Below are 17,067 nucleotides of genomic sequence, written 5' to 3' on the forward strand. Positions count from 1 at the left end.
TAAATCGTTTTTACCCAATATTTATCCCATCAAAATAATAATTTAATCACTAACCATGATAGTCCCTCAGAAACTACCTGCTTATGAATATCACATCAATCCGGATTTAACCGGTATCAACTGGCAACGGGTGCTCGAACTGTTCCAGAAAATCAACTGGAAGCATCGCCTGGCAGAAGAAATAGAAAAGGCCTTTGGCATGAGTACTACTACGCTTTTTATCTATCACGGGGATATTATAATCGCTTTCGGCAGGGTAGTAGGAGATGGAAGATATTATGCAATGCTGGCCGACATCGTTGTTGATCCGGATTACCAGGGTCAGGGGCTCGGAAAATATCTCGTCAGCGCCTTAAACGCTCAGTTAAATAATTACCATTTTGTTAACCTGAGCGCTGCTCCGGGTGCAGATCGTTTTTATAAAAATCTTGGCTGGAAGAAGCAAACCACGGCCTTTATATGGCCTCAGGGACCAAAACAGCTCAGGCAGCACTGCGAAAAGGATTAATAACGCGCCGCATTAATCTTAAAGTCTTATAACCTCATTTGACCCTTAAAAAAAGACCGCAGACATGATTTTGCCTGCGGTCAGTCGTTTTGTTATTCTCGCGTTCCGGAAATCGTTTGTAACCGGTCGTTAATTAATTTTAAGCTGCTCCTCTTATCAAACGTAATATCACAGCAATTACAGCGATTACCAGCAAAGCGTGGATAATTCCGCCAGTGTAATATCCCCCGAAAAAACTAATTGCCCATATAATGACAAGTACAACTGCAACCAGATAAAGTAAGTTTCCCATGTTTTTAAAATTTAAGTTTTATTAACAACAGGATTTATTCCTTTTAGTTTTAATGATATGCGTAATCTGTATTAATGGAACATCAGTTCTAAAAAATATAAATGCAGAAAACCAAACCGATCGGTCATATCTGATGTTCTACGCACATGGAAGTATTTGTAAATGAACAGTCTGGCCAACGGGCCGGTAAGTGGATAGGGCGTTACACCATAGAATTGCTTTTTGGTGCAGCCCTTGGTATTTCACTGGCGGCACTCTGTTTAATGTATGGCAGAAAACGCAGGAATCGTTTAAAATCCAAAACATCCGAAATAAAACCCGATCTGAATATGGAAAGATACATTTTTGATATCGCAACCAGCAACGGCATCAAACAGGCCATTGTTGAAAGTAGTGGTGAATGTTATAGCGTAAGCCTCGAAAATGCTTTTCTCGGTACCATGTGGCAGGATCCCGCTCACGGCATGCAGTGGAAAACAGAAGATCAGCCGCTGCAGGAACATCTTTGGGATATCTCCGCTGCGCTTTCAGAAGCATTTTCCAGAAATGGTTTTCCTGCAATACTTAAAGGGGCATATCCTGAAATTATCCATACCGGATGGAAAACCAGTGAAACTTTGGAAATTACCCTTAATCCTGATACCGATCTTGAGGTATTCAGCACTTTTCTTCAGGATGAAGTGATGAACCTGGTCGATTTCGACGAACACCTGGACCTGGTAGTTAAGAAAAAGGACGATGCTTATTTCAAAATAATAGCGGTTAACTGATAAAACAGAGAAAGGAGAATATGATGCCATGGTATAATGGAGATTACCCTCCGTCATATAAAAACCAGCCCGTTTTCCTGAGGGAAAAGGCTGTAGAAATAGCAAATGCACTGCTTGCCGAAGGTTTAGAGGAAGGACTGGCAATAGCCACCGGGCTTAAACGGGCAAGGCAGTTCTTTGAGGATGATCCTTCCGGTAAGGACGATGCGTTGCATGAGGCAGAAGGCGACCGCGAAACGCTGGAGCCTGGTGATTTTGGACCTGATGAAGGAACAATAAATACCGGTAACGAAAGCGAACTCACCTATTGGGCAGAACAGTTCCGGATAAGTACAGATGAGCTTAAAGTTGCCGCCCTGATGCGGGGGAATAAGCTTTCAGAAATAAAAAAATACCTCAAAACATAACCTTATGGCAGAACTCCCCGATTTAGAAGTGTTTTCCAGAATACTAAACCGCAGATACAGCGGAAAAACACTGGAAAAAATTGATGTAGAAGTTGCAGGGAAACTCAACGTAACGGCTAAAAAACTTAAAGAGTCGCTGGAAGGCCATCAGCTTTCCGAAGTGAAACGTTCAGGTAAAACGCTGCAGTTTCATTTTGGCCGCGACAGGATTTTAGGACTGCACCTGATGTTGCGTGGCGAGCTGGTGGCATTAGGAGAAAAGCCCCCTAAATTTCCTGTGCTGATTTTTCACTTTAAAGGCGGCAAAGGTTTTGCAGTTACCGATATGCAAAAACAGGCAACGCCCACGCTTGGTCCACCGGTAAACGAAGTCCCCGATGCCTTAGAGCTGGATTATCCGGTTCTGAAAAAACTGCTGGAGGGTAAAAAAACTACGATCAAAACCCTGCTGATGGATCAGAAAAAGGTCCGCGGAATCGGAAATTCCTATGGAGATGAAATTCTCTACCACGCAGGGATTTCCCCTTTCTCTATTGCCGGTAAAATCCCTGACGAGTACGTTAAAAAACTCCATAAGAGTATTCATTCCGTTTTGGAAACAGCAATTAAAAAGATCGAAAAAGAAAATGGCGATGAGTTAACAGGCGAACTGAGGGATTTTATGCAGGTGCACAGCGCAAAGCTAAAACAGACCCCTAAAGGCGAGGAAATCCTTTCTGAAAAAATCGGGGGGAGAACAAGCTATTATACCAAATCCCAGGAACTTTTTCATTAAACCGGCTGCTCCTCTTTTTTTGGCTCAACATTATACGCACCGTTCCTGTAATCCTGTTGGAACGCACCAAAATCTGCACACACAAGAGCTGCCTGCTCTATGGCAATATCAAGAATCTGTTGCTGCCAGCCCTTATTTATCGCAAAAGCTTTCAGTTCATCCTTGGTTGCCGTTCCATCCATTCCCGAACTTCTTAACTGAGAAGAGGCCGTGAGCATTCCCATATCGTCGATAACCTGATAGAGCTTGCGGTATTCTTCCCTGATGAGTTTAAATTTCAGCGTATCCTTTACCGGCTGCAGTTCCTGGATCACATAATCTTCACTTTTGAATGTGCTGGTAGAAAGCAGAGAGGCGGATACATGCTGCATGCGTTTTTGTACCGATACAATCCGCTCAGCTTCATTATTCCAATCGGGTTGCGGGTTTTTCAAAAATGGCGTAAGTGAAGAAGGATAAGCCTGTTTCATATCGATCAATAAATAACGGTCTTTTTTGTGCAGGCTCTTAAGCAGAAACAGATAACGTTTCTGTCCCAGGCTTCCGGTTCCGGCAAGCCGGTAAACCACATCCTTTACCCGGTAATTGTAGGGGCTGTCGTTATTCTGTGATAACCATTCTTCCATATGGCTGATCAGTTCAGATTTAAGTCCCTTTTCCAGTTTAAAATGACGTTCGTCGTTGGTGTCGAGCTGCAGTTTACGGCCCTTTCGCAGTGTTCTTTTCTGTATAAGTTCATCTGCAGAGCCCCTTTCTGCCCGTTTTAAAAAATCACCAACAATGCCTTTGGATGTTCTTGGATCAAGGTCCATCGCCTTTCCGCCAATCAAAGTTGTGCCGTAACTTTTCAGAAAAAGCGTTGCCATATTCATTGCCTGTTCGCCATCAATCTCCAGGGTTTGGAAGGCGATAAATATACTGGTTACCAGGCGTACCACCTCCCAAAGCACCGGCGCTTTTATGGCCTCATCAAAATCGTTCAGGTCAAAATAAACCAGTTTGTTATTACCCTTATAGCTTCCAAAATTTTCAAGGTGCAGGTCGCCGCTGATCCAGCCAACGGGCGATTTGGGCATGGTTTTCAGTGCCGCTATCCGCTCATAAAAAAGATGGCAGGTTCCGCGGTAAAAGCGGAAGGCATTTTCAAGCATGGCGGTATATTTTAAGCTGATAATTGAATCAAGGCGGTTCTTGTTGAAAGCCTTTATTTTTTTGGAACGTTCTGACATATTTCGCTCGGTCAATGTGTGGTTATTAGTGCTGATTTGGTCTGCTCTGTTCGAGGGCCTGATTTTTTTCTTCAGCCAGCTTTTCGGCCGAATCAATAGAATGGGATTTATGGATATCGTCGTCCTTTTCAGCAACATCCGAAAGTTTCTGGTAATATTTATGAAGGACATCCAGCTCAGACTCGGTGAGGTCTTCAATATCTACCATCCGGTTACTGGCATGGCGGCTTGCGGCCAGCAGCTCATTAAGTTTCAGCTGTATGGCCTTTGAGTCCTTATTCTGCGTTTTCTGAATCAGGAAAACCATCAGGAAAGTAACAATCGTGGTTCCCGTGTTGATCACCAGTTGCCAGGTATCCGAAAAATGGAATATCGGACCGCTTACGCCCCAGATAATTACGATGATAAATGCAGTGGTAAAAGCCCATGGACTTCCGGTCCAGCAGGTAATCTGATTGGAGGCGCGTTCGAAAAAATTCTGCTTTTTCATGTTCTTTGTTTTATGATTATAGCTAGTACAATGTTTGGCGCGTAATAGTTTTAAGTGATGTGGAGGTGTTTGTTATTCAGTCTTTTACAATGGATGCCTTGGTTTGATAAGTTTTATTGCTTATCATTTCCTTATTCCTGCACGGATCGCTGGCTGAACAGATTTTACTATTCCGGCAGCAGAAAGGATTTGATGCGTGGTTTTGACAACAATTTAGCCTTTGGCGTTGTTGCTTTAAACCATGGGACAAGAAATCAAAGGTTATTATTCAGGCACCAGCGGGCTTTTATTGCCCGTACCCAATAAACTGCATTATCCGGAAGCATTCAGGGAAAAGTCCAGGCTATGCTATTACGGTTCACTTATGAACAGTATTGAAATCAATAGTTCATTTTATAAAATTCCACTGGCATCTACGGTAAAAAAATGGAGTTTGGATGTGCCAAACGGATTCCGGTTTACCTTTAAACTCTTTAAGGGGATTACGCATTCCCCACAACTGGGTTTCGATCCTGCAGAGATCGGCAGGTTTATGGATGTGATCAGGGCTGCGGATGATAAGAAAGGTTGTCTTCTCGTGCAGTTCCCGCCAAGTGTCAGGATAGGTAACCTTCATCAACTTTCACGCTTAATGCTTAGCCTGAGGGAACATGATCCTGAAAAAGAATGGAAAATAGCATTGGAATTCAGGCATGCCTCTTTATACACCGAAGAGGTAATGGAACTCCTGGAAGAAAATGAGCTGGCATTGGTTATCCACGACAAAGGTATGGGGGCTGGGCCTGAAAATGGTCCTGATAGTACTTTCCGGTACCTGAGGTTCCATGGACCCGGCGGTAATTACCGGGGCAGTTATGCTGAAGATGTACTTGCAGAGTATGCCGGTTACATTGCAGACTGGTTGCTGGAGGGAAAAGAGGTTTTTGTTTATTTTAATAATACCATGGGAGATGCGTATGGTAATTTAAAGATGCTCAGGCAGTTGGTAAGAGAGGTTGTTTAATACACGGGCAGAGCCTGAAACTTTTCAGGATACCAGGCATAAATTTCATGTTTTATATTGCTAATTTTATTGAAAATGCTGACAAACCATCAAATCCGCGACACCTTTGGAGACATTGATATTTATCTTTTTGACCAGTTGCTTAAAGGTACCTACGCAAACTGCCATACCATTCTTGATGCCGGTTGCGGCACTGGAAGAAATTTAATTTACTTTTTAAAAAACGGTCACCAGGTTTATGGGGTCGATCAAAATCCGGAGGCTATTGCCCGGATTCAGGAACTTGCAGGCCAGCTCTGCGGGTTTGGCATAAAAAATAACTTTCAGGTTTCCCCGATAGAAAACCTGCCTTTTGAGGAAGCGAAATTTGACCTTGTTATCAGCAGTGCGGTGTTACACTTTGCTCAAAACCTCGAACATTTTGAGGCCACGCTTGCTGAAATGTGGCGCGTGTTAAAACCGGAGGGGTACTTTTTTTGCCGCCTCGCCTCCGATATCGGTATTGAGTCTGCGGTCCGGTTTATCGGAAACGGAAGATATATGCTGCCAGATGGATCCGAACGCTTTTTGGTTAACCAGGAAATGCTTCTTCGAATCACTAAAAAACTAGGTGGCGAGTTGCACGAACCCATTAAAACAACCAACGTGCAGAACATGCGGAGCATGACGACATGGTGCGTTAAAAAACAGGCGGTTAAACAAAATCCTGATTCACTATAATCATCTTTTGCTTGCTATTGGTACCGTATTTCGCTTTAAAGTGTAAATGTGCAAATGGAGAGTTTATTGTTGATTTTCAATCATTTCCGGTACCGGATCAGTTAGCGCAGCAAAGTCTGGCGCAATTCTAACTGCGTTCATATCTGGCGGGAGGTGCCTGTTGTTTAAGCGCGTATCAGATGTATGTTTTGGACCTGTAGGTATGAAAAAAAATTGATATTAATGGTAAATAATGCCTTTAAATTGTGCAAAAATAAAATGTTTCTCGTTTCCAGTGACTTACCTTTCGGGCGTTTGTAACTGATGCGAAAGATGGTAATTTTGCCCCATGAATGTTACGGTAGTTGCTATTTTAGATACGGAATTCAGACAAGAGCCAGCATTGGCCAGGATCATGAACAACAGACTGCTGACTGCGGCAAAGGAACTGCAGGACTTCCACCTGATTGGCCTTCATACAAGAAGATCAACAGCACATTACCTGACCATCCACTTATCTTATAACCAGAAATATAAGATCCGCTACCGGATCATAAATGATGTGCCTGCAGATATTGAATACCTGGTGGCAGAAAGGTGCGGCCGACTTGGTTATATACTTTGCAAGAGTACAATAAATCAGCAAAATAGTGTTTCATTTCAGGTTTTTTAGGCCTTTATAAATGATAATACCCATCAAATATTCTGTTAAAGAATAACAAAAACCTTTGTGTAACAGAACAATAAGCTGGTAGCCATGTTAATCAGATACATTAATCATGATGAAATATGAGCTTAACATTAGAAATCGTAGAAAAATTATCGTCGGCAGCAAAAGCCAAAGCGAAAGAAATCGGCGTACCCATGAATATTGCTGTTGTTGATGAAGGTGCCAATTTAAAAGCATTTCACAGAATGGACAATGCCTGGCTTGGATCAATTGATATTTCCATTAAGAAAGCAAAAACTGCCAGGTTTTTTGATATGGATTCCGGCGAAATTGGAAAGCTTTCACAGCCCGGGCAGCCTTTATACAATATCGAGCATTCAAATGGCGGTTTAATTACATTTCCGGGTGGTGTAGTATTAAAAAATGAAGCCGGTGAGGTGATTGGCGCTATCGGCGTTTCAGGGGGAACTGTTGATCAGGATCACCAGGTGGCAACTGCCGGTGCCGAAGCGTTAAAGTAATCAAAATACATGTTGGGAGAACCCCTCCTGACATGTAATTATTAAATCATAAAGATTGCCCCGCTAGCACAGATTTCAGGTTCAATAAATATTAGACATTGAAGATGAACTCTTTTAATAACGGCAGGTGTTAAAAAAAAATTATAATATGCTGATTTTCATTTTGTTGTAAGTTGTTTGCATGCGGTCGGATAGAATGTTTTGTTATTGATGCAACCTTTAATTAATTTTTGTCGTCTACCCTGCAAACAATAAACAGGTATATTCTGGTGGTATCAGACAAAACTCAAAAGATGAAAAAAATCACTTACCTTATTCTTGGCCTTTGCGTTCTTACCAGTTCATGCACGATGATGGTGAAAGGAATTGCCAAACTAATGGTTAAAAACTATAACGATTACACATCAACCCATATCTCTGATGTAAAAATCGTAGATCCGGAAGGAAGAAATCAGTCATTTGGAAATTTGTATAATGGTAAAACAGTGTACCTGTACGTTTGGGGAAATAAAAAACGATCTGTTCAGCAAGAAAAATCATATCAGCAACTGAAAGAGCGTTTTGCCAAATATCCCGACGTAGTTTTCTCCGAACTTTACGTAGGTTCAGATACTTCATCGAATACCAGCAGGTTGGGTGACGATACTCCGTCGGCCGAATTCCGTAAAATTTTGATGATTGGCGATCCTGCAGCGTTCATTATCGGAAAAGATGGTGCAATATTGGCTTATAAAGGACCCAGGCCGGATGATAAAATTATATTAGATTATGTTCTTTATCAGGCCATGACAGGAGAAGACGGTACTAAATCGGCCAAACGGTTTATCAGGGGAATGAATGGGAACAGTCAGTTTAAATCTTCTAAACTAATTGAATGGTACACCGGTCATTTTGGCAAGGCTCCCGGCGATAAACTTAATGTGTCTTTATCTTCCACCAATTAAAAGGCATTACTTTTATGCTTTTTTCGGGGTTTTGATTAGAAATTGTCTCAATCATTTTCCCTTTTTAAGTTAGCCCAACGCAATAAATCTTGCATCAATCCATCTATAAAAAAGGGTACGGCATTCCGCGTGTGGCTGGTTAATCAATTTTATTTACTTCGATCAGCGAAGCCATACTCGAATTAAAGTCAGGCAGATCCTTTTCCAGCAATGAAAAAAAGGCTAAATCTGCGTTTTCTACAGAAATAATTGCTTTCTGGAGTATGGTTTCACCAGTTTCCGTCAGGCTGATGGTCTTTGCCCGCGTATCCGTTTTATGCTCCTGTCTGGTAATAAATTTTTTTTCCTCCAGTGTGCGCAGTACCTTCGATACCATCATCCGGTCTGCATTGCCCTGGTTCGCAATATCTACCTGGGTAACATTGTCGCTTTCTCTTGAAAGCCAGGCCAGTGCGCAAAGTAATGCAAATTGAGTATGGGTAAGGTCCAGCGGATCAAGTACACGTTTCAGTTTACGCTGCCATAACATCGTCAGTTGTCCGAGCAGGTAACCCGGACTATCCAGCGGGTTCTTGAAATGAAATTCTATTTTGTCAGGCATAATCTTGTATTAGCATTTGTGATGAGATCAGTTCAAAATCGTGGCGTTTGATCTCAAAAAAACCAAAGCGGAAAGGATAACCCCAGCTTTTTTTGTTTGGGATAAAATCCAGTCCGGCTATCAAAGGTAAGATAGAAATATCTTTGCCAGGCAAAAATTCTATATTTCGCCTGGAGGGACAAAAATCTTCCGAAACCTGAAACTGATAGGTTTGCTCATCTTTTACCTTCCCAATTGCAGTAAACTGCTGGCAGGGCTGGGGCTGTCCCATCGTCTGTTTGCCCGAGTAGCAGATAATAAAATCACCTTTGCGCATCCTTCTTAACGGGGATGCCTTTCCGTGACAGGCCTGGGCGATGCCCTGAGCCATGCCATTTTTGACATGGTCTTTAGAGGCAACGATAATCCAGTATTTTGTATCCTGATTTTCCATCTTCACGCTGTTTAGTTTGGCTGCAGAAAAGTAATGTTGTATCCGTCCGGATCTTTTACGATGAGGGTTCTTCCGAATGGAGTGTTGTTAACCGGCCCCAGAAGCGGAACTTCTCTTTCAGTTAGTGTTCTTTCCAGTTCTTCAATGTCTTCATCAATGGCAAACCACAACGATACACCAATGCCAGGTTCTTTGCCTGTTAGGTCTGTTAAAGGTTTTCGGATGGCAAAGCTTGCTTCGCCTTCGTCATATTTGAAAATGCAGGCTGCAGGGTTAACTGATGCTATTTCAAAACCAAGTTTGTTGGCGTAAAAATCTTTTGAAATTTCCAAATCCCTGACCTGAAGGGAGGCAAAATTTAATTTTCTCATATTATTGATTATTGTTGTCGCAAATATAATATATACGACAACAATATGCAAATATTTTTACTAAGCTTTTAAGCCTTACAATTATTGATAATGAGGTTCAGAACTTCGTCAAATTGAATGATTTGTTGTTCGCTAATATTTTTTAGGGCTGTTTTACGGTTGTTTTCGATTATGGGTTGCATATCATGCAATAATTCTACTGCAGTTTTTGCCAGTTTTAACTGAAATCTTCTACGGTCGGTAGGGTGGGAGAAGCGAATCAGGTATTTTTTTTCGACTAATAATTCCACCATGCGGGTAACAGATGCAAAGTCTTTAAAAATAGCCTGGGCAATTTGCTGTTGCGTTTTCCCGGGATGATTATGAATTGCTTTTAATAACAGCCACTGATCAATAGTGATATTAAAACCGTTTTTTACAAGTTGCTGCTGGGCAAATTGCCGGTAACTTTTAATCGCTCTTTCGAGCGAATAAAAAAGGATGTCTTCTAAATTTTCGTCATTATTCATCGCTTTACAATTAACGTGCATTATAATAGAATAAATTTATGAGTTTAATAAAGGCTTCTCTCGATTCAAAAAAACTATTCATCATAAACAATATGCCTTTTTTTGTTTTCGGGCTAAATGCTATAAAACTTAATACGCCTTCATCTCCACCTGTATGGTTATAAATAAGCTCTCCCTTCTCTGTACCTCTTAAAAACCAGGTATAATAACCTAAACTGGTTTCATCCGGTGTTAAAAGTTGTATTGCATTACCTTCAAATACTTGTTTATCCTTAAATTTTCCGTGCTGTGTCCATGAGATTAAAAAGTTGGCAAGTTGTGTTGGTGTAGTATGTAAGGTTCCTGCAGGATAATCAGGGAAACCACCAAACCCCAGGGGTACAAATTTTTTGAGCGAATCGCTATAGTGATAAGGCATGGCAAGTTTTGTGGTATCAAGATCTTTTAAATGCCATGCAGAAGTATTCATTTCCAGCGGGGTAAATATGTTTTGCTTGCAGTACTGTTCAAAAGGCATTCCTGATATACATTCCACCAGATAGCCTGCCAGTGATATGCCAATGTTACTGTAATGAAATGCACTATCGGGTTTTTCGTTAAAAAAATTCTTTTTTGCGCTATAGTTTTTCCCGCCAATAGCCAGGTAGTCTTTTAAAAAAGTGCCAAGGGATATTGTCGGATCGCCTTTTTTTACCAGCCAGAACGGGCCGAGGTAGTCTATATTATCCTGAATGGCTGAACGGTGACGGAGTAGCTGACCGAAAGTGATCGGTAAATTTGGATAATTGGGGTTTTTAACTTTAAAAGGCAGGTATTTGTTGATGTCATCATCCATTTTAAACTTGCCCTTGCTGTAAAGCTGCATCAGTGCAGCTGCGGTAACTGTTTTAGAGGTTGATGCAATTACGAAAGTAGTTTGGGCATTTACCTTTTTTTGTTGCTCAATATTCTGGTATCCATAGTAGCCGGTCCAGATAATTTTACCACTGTCGATAACTGCTGCAGATAGACCTGCAATATGGTTCTCTACCATGATCGCTTTAACCGTACTGTCGATTTTACTGTTTTGAGCCTGACAGACAGTATTAAGGCCAAATATTAACGTGTAAAACGAAATATTTAAATAAAAAGATCTTTTCATTGTTGCAAATATAATTGATATATCAATTATATTTGAATTTTACCGTGATATTTTTTCGTCGAATCAGGTTATTAATATTTATTCAACGATTTCTTGTTAGCTTCTCCAATGGTTTTAATCCACCGGAGCGCGTAGTGAAGCGTTTCAGGAGATTTATTAGAAGAAGTATTATGGCCCAGCGCCGGAAATAACTGGTAGTGATAAGGTTTACCTTTTGCTTTAAGCACATTGAGGCGTTCTATTGATAAACCTACCGGAATCTGGATGTCTTTACCGCCAAAAATCCAAAGTCCCGGGATAGAGAGTGTTGAAAGGGCATCGCGGGGATCGGTTCCGGCAAACTGATAACGGTCTGGATCGTTACTGATGTGTTCCCGAGCCTCCGCTTCAGTATGTGTTTCCCAAAAGGTAGATTGCCCCTGTGTATAAAACTGAAAACGTAGCTGTTCTAACGTAGTAACAACCGGGCCGCTAAATATTACCATAAAACTGATCTGGCTGTTTTTCTTTGCGGCCAGAGGAATAATCCAGCCGGCCTGGCTAAAACCCATCAGGCCTGTTGGCAGGTTTTTATCCGTTAAATGCGCCAAGAGAATGTTAGAAGCCGCACTGGCATCTAAAGCCAATAAGTTGAGGTTGGCAGAATCGATGTTATTGGTTCCTGCCTCTGGTCCGGCATAAACCCCGCCCGATTTGCCCACGCCGCGTTTGTCGTAGGTTAATACCGCGATCCCGTTTTTCGCCAAAAACGATGCCATCCCAGTCATCCTCATTTCCTGGCCGGAGCCATGTACCAAAACTATTGCCGCATGCGCATGCTTTGGTTTAAAAATTTCGCCTTCCAGTGTGATCCCTGCGCTGTTAAATTTAATGCTTTCAATGGTAAAGGCTGATTGGGAAGTGGAATCGGGCAGGGTTTGTGCAAACAGCCTGGAACTGAAGCAGTAGAACAAAATAAGTAAACGGAATTTCATTGTCGTTAAATTTTTGGGGTATAATATTGTTTAAATGCGCTGCAATATATCCTGAAGTAAACACACTGATAGATAAATGTGATGGAACCAGGGATAAATGTGATGAAAGTAAATTTTTGTGTAAAATCTTTGCAATCAGTTCCGTTTTTTCGTTGATAGATGATATAAAATTAATGCATGAGCAAATTTATCTTATTGATTTTTAGTCTTTTCTGATCAATTCTCCTAAACCCGTGCAACATTATTTAAACTTTTGCATCTAGTAAGCAGTAAGACAGAAATGTTTTATAAACCGGAAAACAACTTTTTATGAGCAGATACTTTTTAATGATCTGCATTGTTATTCAATGCAGCCTTACTTTGGGAACCTTGCACGCCCAGGAAACTAAATATCAGATAAGCGGTGTAATTGTAGACAGCCTTACCCAAAAGCCTGGCGAATACTTTACTGTTGCCATTAAAAAAGATTCGCTCGTAATTAAAAGTGTAGTTTCTGACGCGCAGGGGAAATTCTCGTTTTCCGGGATGGGCGAGGGGCAATACAGGCTCCTCATCGGATCTTTAGGCTACAGGCCGAAACAGCTTGTTGTGAAGGTAACGGCTAATACCGATCTGGGCAAAATTAGCATGACACCCGCTGCCAGCAATGAACTGGGCGAAGTTTCAGTTGCCGGAAGCAGGCCGCTTATCAAACAGGAACCCGACCGTATTGTTTATGATATCCAGGCAGATGCGGAGAGTAAAGTACTCTCGGTATTGGATATGATGCGTAAAGTCCCGCTTTTATCGGTAGATGCAGATGATAATGTAAAGCTGAAAGGAACAGGCAATTACCGTATCCTGATTAATGGCAAACCATCGGGGATTCTCACCAGAGATCCGAAAGAATACCTGAAAAGCATGCCTGCTGCCGGTGTGCAGAAAATAGAAGTAATTACCACCCCGCCATCGAAGTATGAAAGTGAAGGATTATCCGGAATTATCAACATCATCACTTCAAAAAAGATGGAAAACGGGTACAATGGAAACCTGAATGCACGTTACCAGTTTCCGGGCGGGCCGAGCGGAAATGGAAATTTCACCATAAAACAGGGCAAATTCGGTGCTAATTTATACGGGGGAACAGGCGTGTGGCAGGTTGATGGCATAAAATTGAACGAGATCCGCAATAGCCGCGAAACCCCAATCCCCTCCAGCCTTTATTCACTGGGTTTTCAAAAGATAGACAATAAATGGGCCTGGGGCGGCGGCGAGCTGAGTTATGAGATCGATTCCCTGAACCTGATTACCGTTGAAGTTAACCCCTACAGTGGTTATAACCAGCAAAACCTGATGCAGCATTTTGATCTCAGGGATGGAGCAGTATCATCAGCATACGATATGAGCAGCGCCAACAGGTATGAGTGGGGCGGTACCGACTATACCTTCAATTATCAAAAAGGTTTCAGGGATAAAAAAGAGCACCTCCTTACCCTCTCTTATAAATTTTTTAACAGTTCCGAACCTCAGCTAAGCGATGTGATGTTTAGTAACAAAATCAACTTTACCGGCCCGGATTATAAACAGGAAAATACCAGTAGCTCGAAAGAGCAAACCATACAGGTAGATTATGTTAACCCCTTTAAAAAACTTACCGTTGAGGCCGGTGTAAAGGCAATTTTAAGGAACGGGGAGAGCAATTTCCAGTACCTCAATTTTAATCCTGCGCAAAACATTTACCAGGTAGACCCTTCGCAGGGCAATGTTTATGGCAATGACCAGAATATTTTTGGGGTGTACAATACTTATATTTTAAAACTTAAAAACTGGACTTTTAAGGCGGGAGCCCGTTTGGAAGGAACCTATGTAACCGGCAACTTTGAAAGTACCAATACCACTGTTAAAACAGATTACTTTAACCTGATTCCATCGGTTTCTTTTAACAGAACCCTGAAAAACAGTCAAAGTATCAGCCTGGGTTTCACCCAGCGAATCCAGCGCCCCGGCATCTGGGACCTGAATCCGTTTGTAGATAAATCGAGGCCAAACTTTGAGTATTTTGGTAACCCTGATCTTGAGGCTACATTAAGCAATAACTTCGAATTAACTTATAGTAATTTTAAAAAAGGATCACTCAATTTAAGCCTGAGCTATAATTTTGCCAATAATACCCAACAGCAGGTATATGAATATCTTCCTGCCCAAAACCTAACCAGGATAACTTCTTTCAATATTGGTAAAAGCAGGTTGCTGGGTACAAATGCAAACTTCAATTATCCCATTACGTCCAAATGGAACGTCAATTTAAGTGCAAACCTGAATTACATCTGGCTGGAAGGAATGATTAATGGCGTATTGGCAAAAAACAGCGGTTTAACCGGCTATTCGAGTTTTACTACGAGTTATAAGTTTGAAAAAACCTGGAAAACCAGCGTATCCTTTAATTATGGAGCGCCCGATGTAATGCTGCAGGGCCAGTCGAATTATTATTATTACCTGGGTTTCAGCGGTAGTAAAGATATCATTAAAGATAAATTAACCTTCTCTGCCATGGTTGCCAATCCTTTTCAAAAGTACAGGGCTTACAGAAGTTATACCGAAGGGGTTAATTTTACCCAGGAGCGTATCCGCGAAAATCCTTTCCGGCGCATCAGTTTTGGGCTTAACTGGAAATTCGGAAAACTTAAGGGATCGATTAAAAAGAGCGAACGCAGCATTAGTAACGATGATACTAAAAAATCGTCTAATTAAATAACAGTAGATTTTTGTAAGCTGCCCGCTGATATGCTGCAAGGAATCGTTATTCCCAGAGTTTATCTTCGAAAAATACTGTAGTGGGTGGTATTTTTAGGTGGCTCGTCCTTTCTACAGCAGTGGAGAAATCTTTAAACTATGCAAAAAGATTTCACTCCCGACTTTAACGTCTGGACTGTGGTTCAGTCGAAATGTCGGTCAATTTTTGGAATCTGCTGCCAGCAGAGATAATTGATTGTACAAAAGCTGTAATTTACGCGCTTTCCTTTATCTTTGCCGCCAATTAATATTCCAACTTCGTGATTAATGTAAATAACATCTCCGTTTCATTTGGCGGAACCACGCTTTTTAGCGATGTAACCTTTTCGATAAACGAGAATGATAAAATTGCCCTTATGGGTAAAAATGGTGCAGGTAAATCAACCATTCTTAAAATTATTGCCGATGCAGCCAAACCTACTTCCGGTAGCGTAACTGGTCCGAAGGAAGCCGTAATTGCTTATTTACCACAGCATTTGCTTACGCAGGATAATGTAACCGTTTTTGAAGAAACGATGAAAGCTTTTGCAGAGGTAAACCAAATGCAAAAAGAACTCGACGAGTTGAACGAGCAGCTTACTATCCGTACGGATTACGAAAGCGACGACTATATGAAACTCATTGAACGCGTATCCGAACTCAGTGAGAAATTTTATTCAATTGAAGAGACCAATTACGATGCAGAGGTAGAAAAAGTACTAAAAGGCCTGGGTTTTGAACGTAAAGATTTTACCCGTCAAACTTCCGAGTTTTCGGGCGGATGGCGTATGCGCATTGAGCTGGCAAAGATTTTATTAAAAAAACCTGATCTGATTTTACTGGATGAGCCCACCAACCACATGGATATCGAAAGTATTCAATGGCTGGAAGATTTCCTGATCAATTCGGCCAAAGCAGTGATGGTGATCTCGCACGACCGTGCCTTTGTAGATAACGTTTCTAACCGTACCATTGAGGTTACGATGGGCAGGATATACGATTATAAAGCCAAATACAGCCATTACCTTCAGCTGCGGGCCGACCGACGGATCCATCAGTTAAAAGCTTACGAAGAACAACAACGTTTTATTGCCGATAACCAGGAGTTTATAGATCGTTTCAGGGGAACCTATTCTAAAACCCTGCAGGTGCAATCGCGTGTGAAAATGCTCGAGAAGCTTGAAGTAATTGAGATTGATGAAGTGGATACTTCTGCTTTGCGATTGAAATTTCCTCCTTCACCACGTTCTGGTCAATATCCCGTAATGGTAGAAGAACTGACGAAAACTTACGGCGATCATGTGGTTTTTGAAAAAGCATCTATGGTGATTGAGCGGGGAGAAAAAGTAGCTTTTGTTGGTAAAAACGGTGAGGGTAAGTCGACGATGATAAAGGCCATTATGGGGGAGATTGATTTTGAAGGCGGCTTAAAAGTTGGCCACAATGCAAAAATCGGTTACTTTGCCCAAAACCAGGCGGCATTGCTTGATGAAAGTTTGACCGTATTCGAAACCATCGACCAGATTCCATTAAGTGATGGTACCATTAAAATCAAAGATCTTTTAGGTGCCTTTATGTTTAGCGGCGATGATACTACGAAAAAGGTTAAGGTACTTTCTGGTGGCGAAAAAACGCGTTTGGCCATGATTAAATTGCTGTTAGAGCCCGTAAACGTATTAATTCTGGATGAGCCGACCAACCATTTGGACATGAAAACCAAAGACATTATTAAAGATGCGCTGAAAGATTTCGATGGCACTTTGATTTTGGTATCGCATGACCGGGATTTCCTGGATGGACTGGCAACAAAAGTATTCGAATTTGGCAATAAACGTGTTCGTGAGCACTTTGAAGATATAAAAGGCTTCCTGACCTATAAAAAAATGAATAGTTTAAAGGAAATTGAACAAAACTAAACAGTTTTCTAACCTTATTGTAAAAGCAGTTTGAAAAGAGCTGCTTTTTTCGTTTTAAATGGT

The 17,067-nt window shown here is 41.4% G+C and carries 20 protein-coding genes; 11 read left to right on the forward strand and 9 right to left on the reverse strand.

Annotation, left to right across the window (positions count from 1 at the left end; all coding sequences use genetic code 11):
• Positions 1–55: 55 nt before the first annotated feature.
• Positions 56–508, forward strand: a complete 453-nt coding sequence (locus tag ABD769_RS05850; protein WP_344850196.1) for a GNAT family N-acetyltransferase — start codon at positions 56–58, stop codon at positions 506–508.
• Between the two features lie 139 nt (positions 509–647).
• Here ABD769_RS05850 and ABD769_RS05855 read toward each other — a convergent pair whose 3' ends face one another.
• Entirely contained in the window at positions 648–800 is a 153-nt protein-coding gene (locus tag ABD769_RS05855; protein WP_115684176.1) for a lmo0937 family membrane protein, read from the reverse strand.
• Positions 801–946: 146 nt separating this feature from the next.
• Between ABD769_RS05855 and ABD769_RS05860 the strand changes: the two genes are divergently transcribed.
• From ABD769_RS05860 to ABD769_RS05870, 3 genes are read left to right on the forward strand one after another with little or no spacing between them, the layout of a single operon-like run.
• Complete coding sequence (locus tag ABD769_RS05860; protein ID WP_344850200.1) at positions 947–1,570, forward strand: hypothetical protein; 624 nt, start codon at positions 947–949, stop codon at positions 1,568–1,570.
• A gap of 20 nt (positions 1,571–1,590) precedes the next feature.
• Complete coding sequence (locus ABD769_RS05865; protein WP_344850202.1) at positions 1,591–1,977, forward strand: DUF3606 domain-containing protein; 387 nt, start codon at positions 1,591–1,593, stop codon at positions 1,975–1,977.
• A gap of 4 nt (positions 1,978–1,981) precedes the next feature.
• Positions 1,982–2,752 (forward strand): DNA-formamidopyrimidine glycosylase family protein, encoded by a 771-nt coding sequence (locus tag ABD769_RS05870; protein WP_344850204.1) that lies wholly within the window; start codon positions 1,982–1,984, stop codon positions 2,750–2,752.
• Here the strand turns inward: ABD769_RS05870 and ABD769_RS05875 are convergent.
• Both ABD769_RS05875 and ABD769_RS05880 read right to left on the reverse strand, forming a co-directional pair.
• On the reverse strand, positions 2,749–3,981 hold the full coding sequence (locus ABD769_RS05875; RefSeq protein ID WP_344850206.1) for a DUF2252 domain-containing protein: 1,233 nt from the start codon (positions 3,979–3,981) through the stop codon (positions 2,749–2,751). The genes ABD769_RS05870 and ABD769_RS05875 overlap by 4 nt on opposite strands.
• Positions 3,982–4,006: 25 nt before the next feature.
• Positions 4,007–4,471 (reverse strand): low affinity iron permease family protein, encoded by a 465-nt coding sequence (locus ABD769_RS05880; RefSeq protein ID WP_344850208.1) that lies wholly within the window; start codon positions 4,469–4,471, stop codon positions 4,007–4,009.
• A gap of 241 nt (positions 4,472–4,712) precedes the next feature.
• Between ABD769_RS05880 and ABD769_RS05885 the strand changes: the two genes are divergently transcribed.
• From ABD769_RS05885 to ABD769_RS05905, 5 genes are all read left to right on the forward strand, one after another.
• Positions 4,713–5,474, forward strand: coding sequence for a DUF72 domain-containing protein (locus tag ABD769_RS05885; protein ID WP_344850210.1), 762 nt, complete (start codon positions 4,713–4,715; stop codon positions 5,472–5,474).
• Positions 5,475–5,549: 75 nt separating this feature from the next.
• Positions 5,550–6,194, forward strand: a complete 645-nt coding sequence (locus ABD769_RS05890) for a class I SAM-dependent methyltransferase (protein WP_344850211.1) — start codon at positions 5,550–5,552, stop codon at positions 6,192–6,194.
• Positions 6,195–6,522: 328 nt separating this feature from the next.
• Positions 6,523–6,846, forward strand: a complete 324-nt coding sequence (locus tag ABD769_RS05895; protein WP_344850212.1) for a hypothetical protein — start codon at positions 6,523–6,525, stop codon at positions 6,844–6,846.
• A 116-nt stretch (positions 6,847–6,962) separates the two neighbouring features.
• Positions 6,963–7,364, forward strand: coding sequence for a GlcG/HbpS family heme-binding protein (locus ABD769_RS05900; RefSeq protein WP_344850214.1), 402 nt, complete (start codon positions 6,963–6,965; stop codon positions 7,362–7,364).
• Between the two features lie 293 nt (positions 7,365–7,657).
• Positions 7,658–8,308 carry a hypothetical protein gene (locus tag ABD769_RS05905; RefSeq protein ID WP_344850216.1) on the forward strand — a complete coding sequence of 217 codons (651 nt, stop codon included), beginning with the start codon at positions 7,658–7,660 and terminating at the stop codon, positions 8,306–8,308.
• 139 nt (positions 8,309–8,447) lie between these two features.
• Here ABD769_RS05905 and ABD769_RS05910 read toward each other — a convergent pair whose 3' ends face one another.
• The 6 genes from ABD769_RS05910 to ABD769_RS05935 all read right to left on the reverse strand — a co-directional run bounded on the left by ABD769_RS05910 (position 8,448) and on the right by ABD769_RS05935 (position 12,337).
• On the reverse strand, positions 8,448–8,909 hold the full coding sequence (locus ABD769_RS05910) for a MarR family winged helix-turn-helix transcriptional regulator (RefSeq protein WP_344850218.1): 462 nt from the start codon (positions 8,907–8,909) through the stop codon (positions 8,448–8,450).
• Complete coding sequence (locus tag ABD769_RS05915; protein ID WP_344850220.1) at positions 8,902–9,342, reverse strand: EVE domain-containing protein; 441 nt, start codon at positions 9,340–9,342, stop codon at positions 8,902–8,904. The genes ABD769_RS05910 and ABD769_RS05915 overlap by 8 nt, the downstream gene beginning before the upstream one ends.
• 11 nt (positions 9,343–9,353) lie before the next feature.
• Positions 9,354–9,713: a VOC family protein gene (locus ABD769_RS05920; protein ID WP_344850222.1), complete on the reverse strand. Its 360-nt coding sequence runs from the start codon at positions 9,711–9,713 to the stop codon at positions 9,354–9,356.
• Positions 9,714–9,781: 68 nt separating this feature from the next.
• Positions 9,782–10,222 (reverse strand): MarR family winged helix-turn-helix transcriptional regulator, encoded by a 441-nt coding sequence (locus tag ABD769_RS05925; RefSeq protein WP_344850224.1) that lies wholly within the window; start codon positions 10,220–10,222, stop codon positions 9,782–9,784.
• Between the two features lie 10 nt (positions 10,223–10,232).
• Positions 10,233–11,363, reverse strand: coding sequence for a serine hydrolase domain-containing protein (locus tag ABD769_RS05930; protein ID WP_344850225.1), 1,131 nt, complete (start codon positions 11,361–11,363; stop codon positions 10,233–10,235).
• 71 nt (positions 11,364–11,434) lie between these two features.
• Positions 11,435–12,337 carry an alpha/beta hydrolase family protein gene (locus tag ABD769_RS05935; protein WP_344850226.1) on the reverse strand — a complete coding sequence of 301 codons (903 nt, stop codon included), beginning with the start codon at positions 12,335–12,337 and terminating at the stop codon, positions 11,435–11,437.
• Positions 12,338–12,646: 309 nt separating this feature from the next.
• On the opposite strand from ABD769_RS05935, the gene ABD769_RS05940 reads away from it, so the two are divergent.
• Both ABD769_RS05940 and ABD769_RS05945 read left to right on the forward strand, forming a co-directional pair.
• Entirely contained in the window at positions 12,647–15,067 is a 2,421-nt protein-coding gene (locus ABD769_RS05940) for an outer membrane beta-barrel protein (protein ID WP_344850228.1), read from the forward strand.
• A gap of 302 nt (positions 15,068–15,369) precedes the next feature.
• A complete protein-coding gene (locus tag ABD769_RS05945) occupies positions 15,370–17,004 on the forward strand; it encodes an ABC-F family ATP-binding cassette domain-containing protein (RefSeq protein WP_344850230.1) in 1,635 nt (544 codons plus the stop codon).
• Positions 17,005–17,067 lie beyond the last annotated feature (63 nt).

This window comes from Pedobacter jeongneungensis (assembly GCF_039538295.1).
Taxonomy (GTDB): domain Bacteria; phylum Bacteroidota; class Bacteroidia; order Sphingobacteriales; family Sphingobacteriaceae; genus Pedobacter; species Pedobacter jeongneungensis.

Coding starts and splice junctions, on each gene's coding strand:
- ABD769_RS05850 (WP_344850196.1), top strand. CDS start 56: ATGATAGTCCCTCAGAAACTACCTGCTTATGAATATCACATCAATCCG.
- ABD769_RS05855 (WP_115684176.1), bottom strand. CDS start 800: ATGGGAAACTTACTTTATCTGGTTGCAGTTGTACTTGTCATTATATGG.
- ABD769_RS05860 (WP_344850200.1), top strand. CDS start 947: ATGGAAGTATTTGTAAATGAACAGTCTGGCCAACGGGCCGGTAAGTGG.
- ABD769_RS05865 (WP_344850202.1), top strand. CDS start 1,591: ATGATGCCATGGTATAATGGAGATTACCCTCCGTCATATAAAAACCAG.
- ABD769_RS05870 (WP_344850204.1), top strand. CDS start 1,982: ATGGCAGAACTCCCCGATTTAGAAGTGTTTTCCAGAATACTAAACCGC.
- ABD769_RS05875 (WP_344850206.1), bottom strand. CDS start 3,981: ATGTCAGAACGTTCCAAAAAAATAAAGGCTTTCAACAAGAACCGCCTT.
- ABD769_RS05880 (WP_344850208.1), bottom strand. CDS start 4,471: ATGAAAAAGCAGAATTTTTTCGAACGCGCCTCCAATCAGATTACCTGC.
- ABD769_RS05885 (WP_344850210.1), top strand. CDS start 4,713: ATGGGACAAGAAATCAAAGGTTATTATTCAGGCACCAGCGGGCTTTTA.
- ABD769_RS05890 (WP_344850211.1), top strand. CDS start 5,550: ATGCTGACAAACCATCAAATCCGCGACACCTTTGGAGACATTGATATT.
- ABD769_RS05895 (WP_344850212.1), top strand. CDS start 6,523: ATGAATGTTACGGTAGTTGCTATTTTAGATACGGAATTCAGACAAGAG.
- ABD769_RS05900 (WP_344850214.1), top strand. CDS start 6,963: ATGAGCTTAACATTAGAAATCGTAGAAAAATTATCGTCGGCAGCAAAA.
- ABD769_RS05905 (WP_344850216.1), top strand. CDS start 7,658: ATGAAAAAAATCACTTACCTTATTCTTGGCCTTTGCGTTCTTACCAGT.
- ABD769_RS05910 (WP_344850218.1), bottom strand. CDS start 8,909: ATGCCTGACAAAATAGAATTTCATTTCAAGAACCCGCTGGATAGTCCG.
- ABD769_RS05915 (WP_344850220.1), bottom strand. CDS start 9,342: ATGGAAAATCAGGATACAAAATACTGGATTATCGTTGCCTCTAAAGAC.
- ABD769_RS05920 (WP_344850222.1), bottom strand. CDS start 9,713: ATGAGAAAATTAAATTTTGCCTCCCTTCAGGTCAGGGATTTGGAAATT.
- ABD769_RS05925 (WP_344850224.1), bottom strand. CDS start 10,222: ATGAATAATGACGAAAATTTAGAAGACATCCTTTTTTATTCGCTCGAA.
- ABD769_RS05930 (WP_344850225.1), bottom strand. CDS start 11,363: ATGAAAAGATCTTTTTATTTAAATATTTCGTTTTACACGTTAATATTT.
- ABD769_RS05935 (WP_344850226.1), bottom strand. CDS start 12,337: ATGAAATTCCGTTTACTTATTTTGTTCTACTGCTTCAGTTCCAGGCTG.
- ABD769_RS05940 (WP_344850228.1), top strand. CDS start 12,647: ATGAGCAGATACTTTTTAATGATCTGCATTGTTATTCAATGCAGCCTT.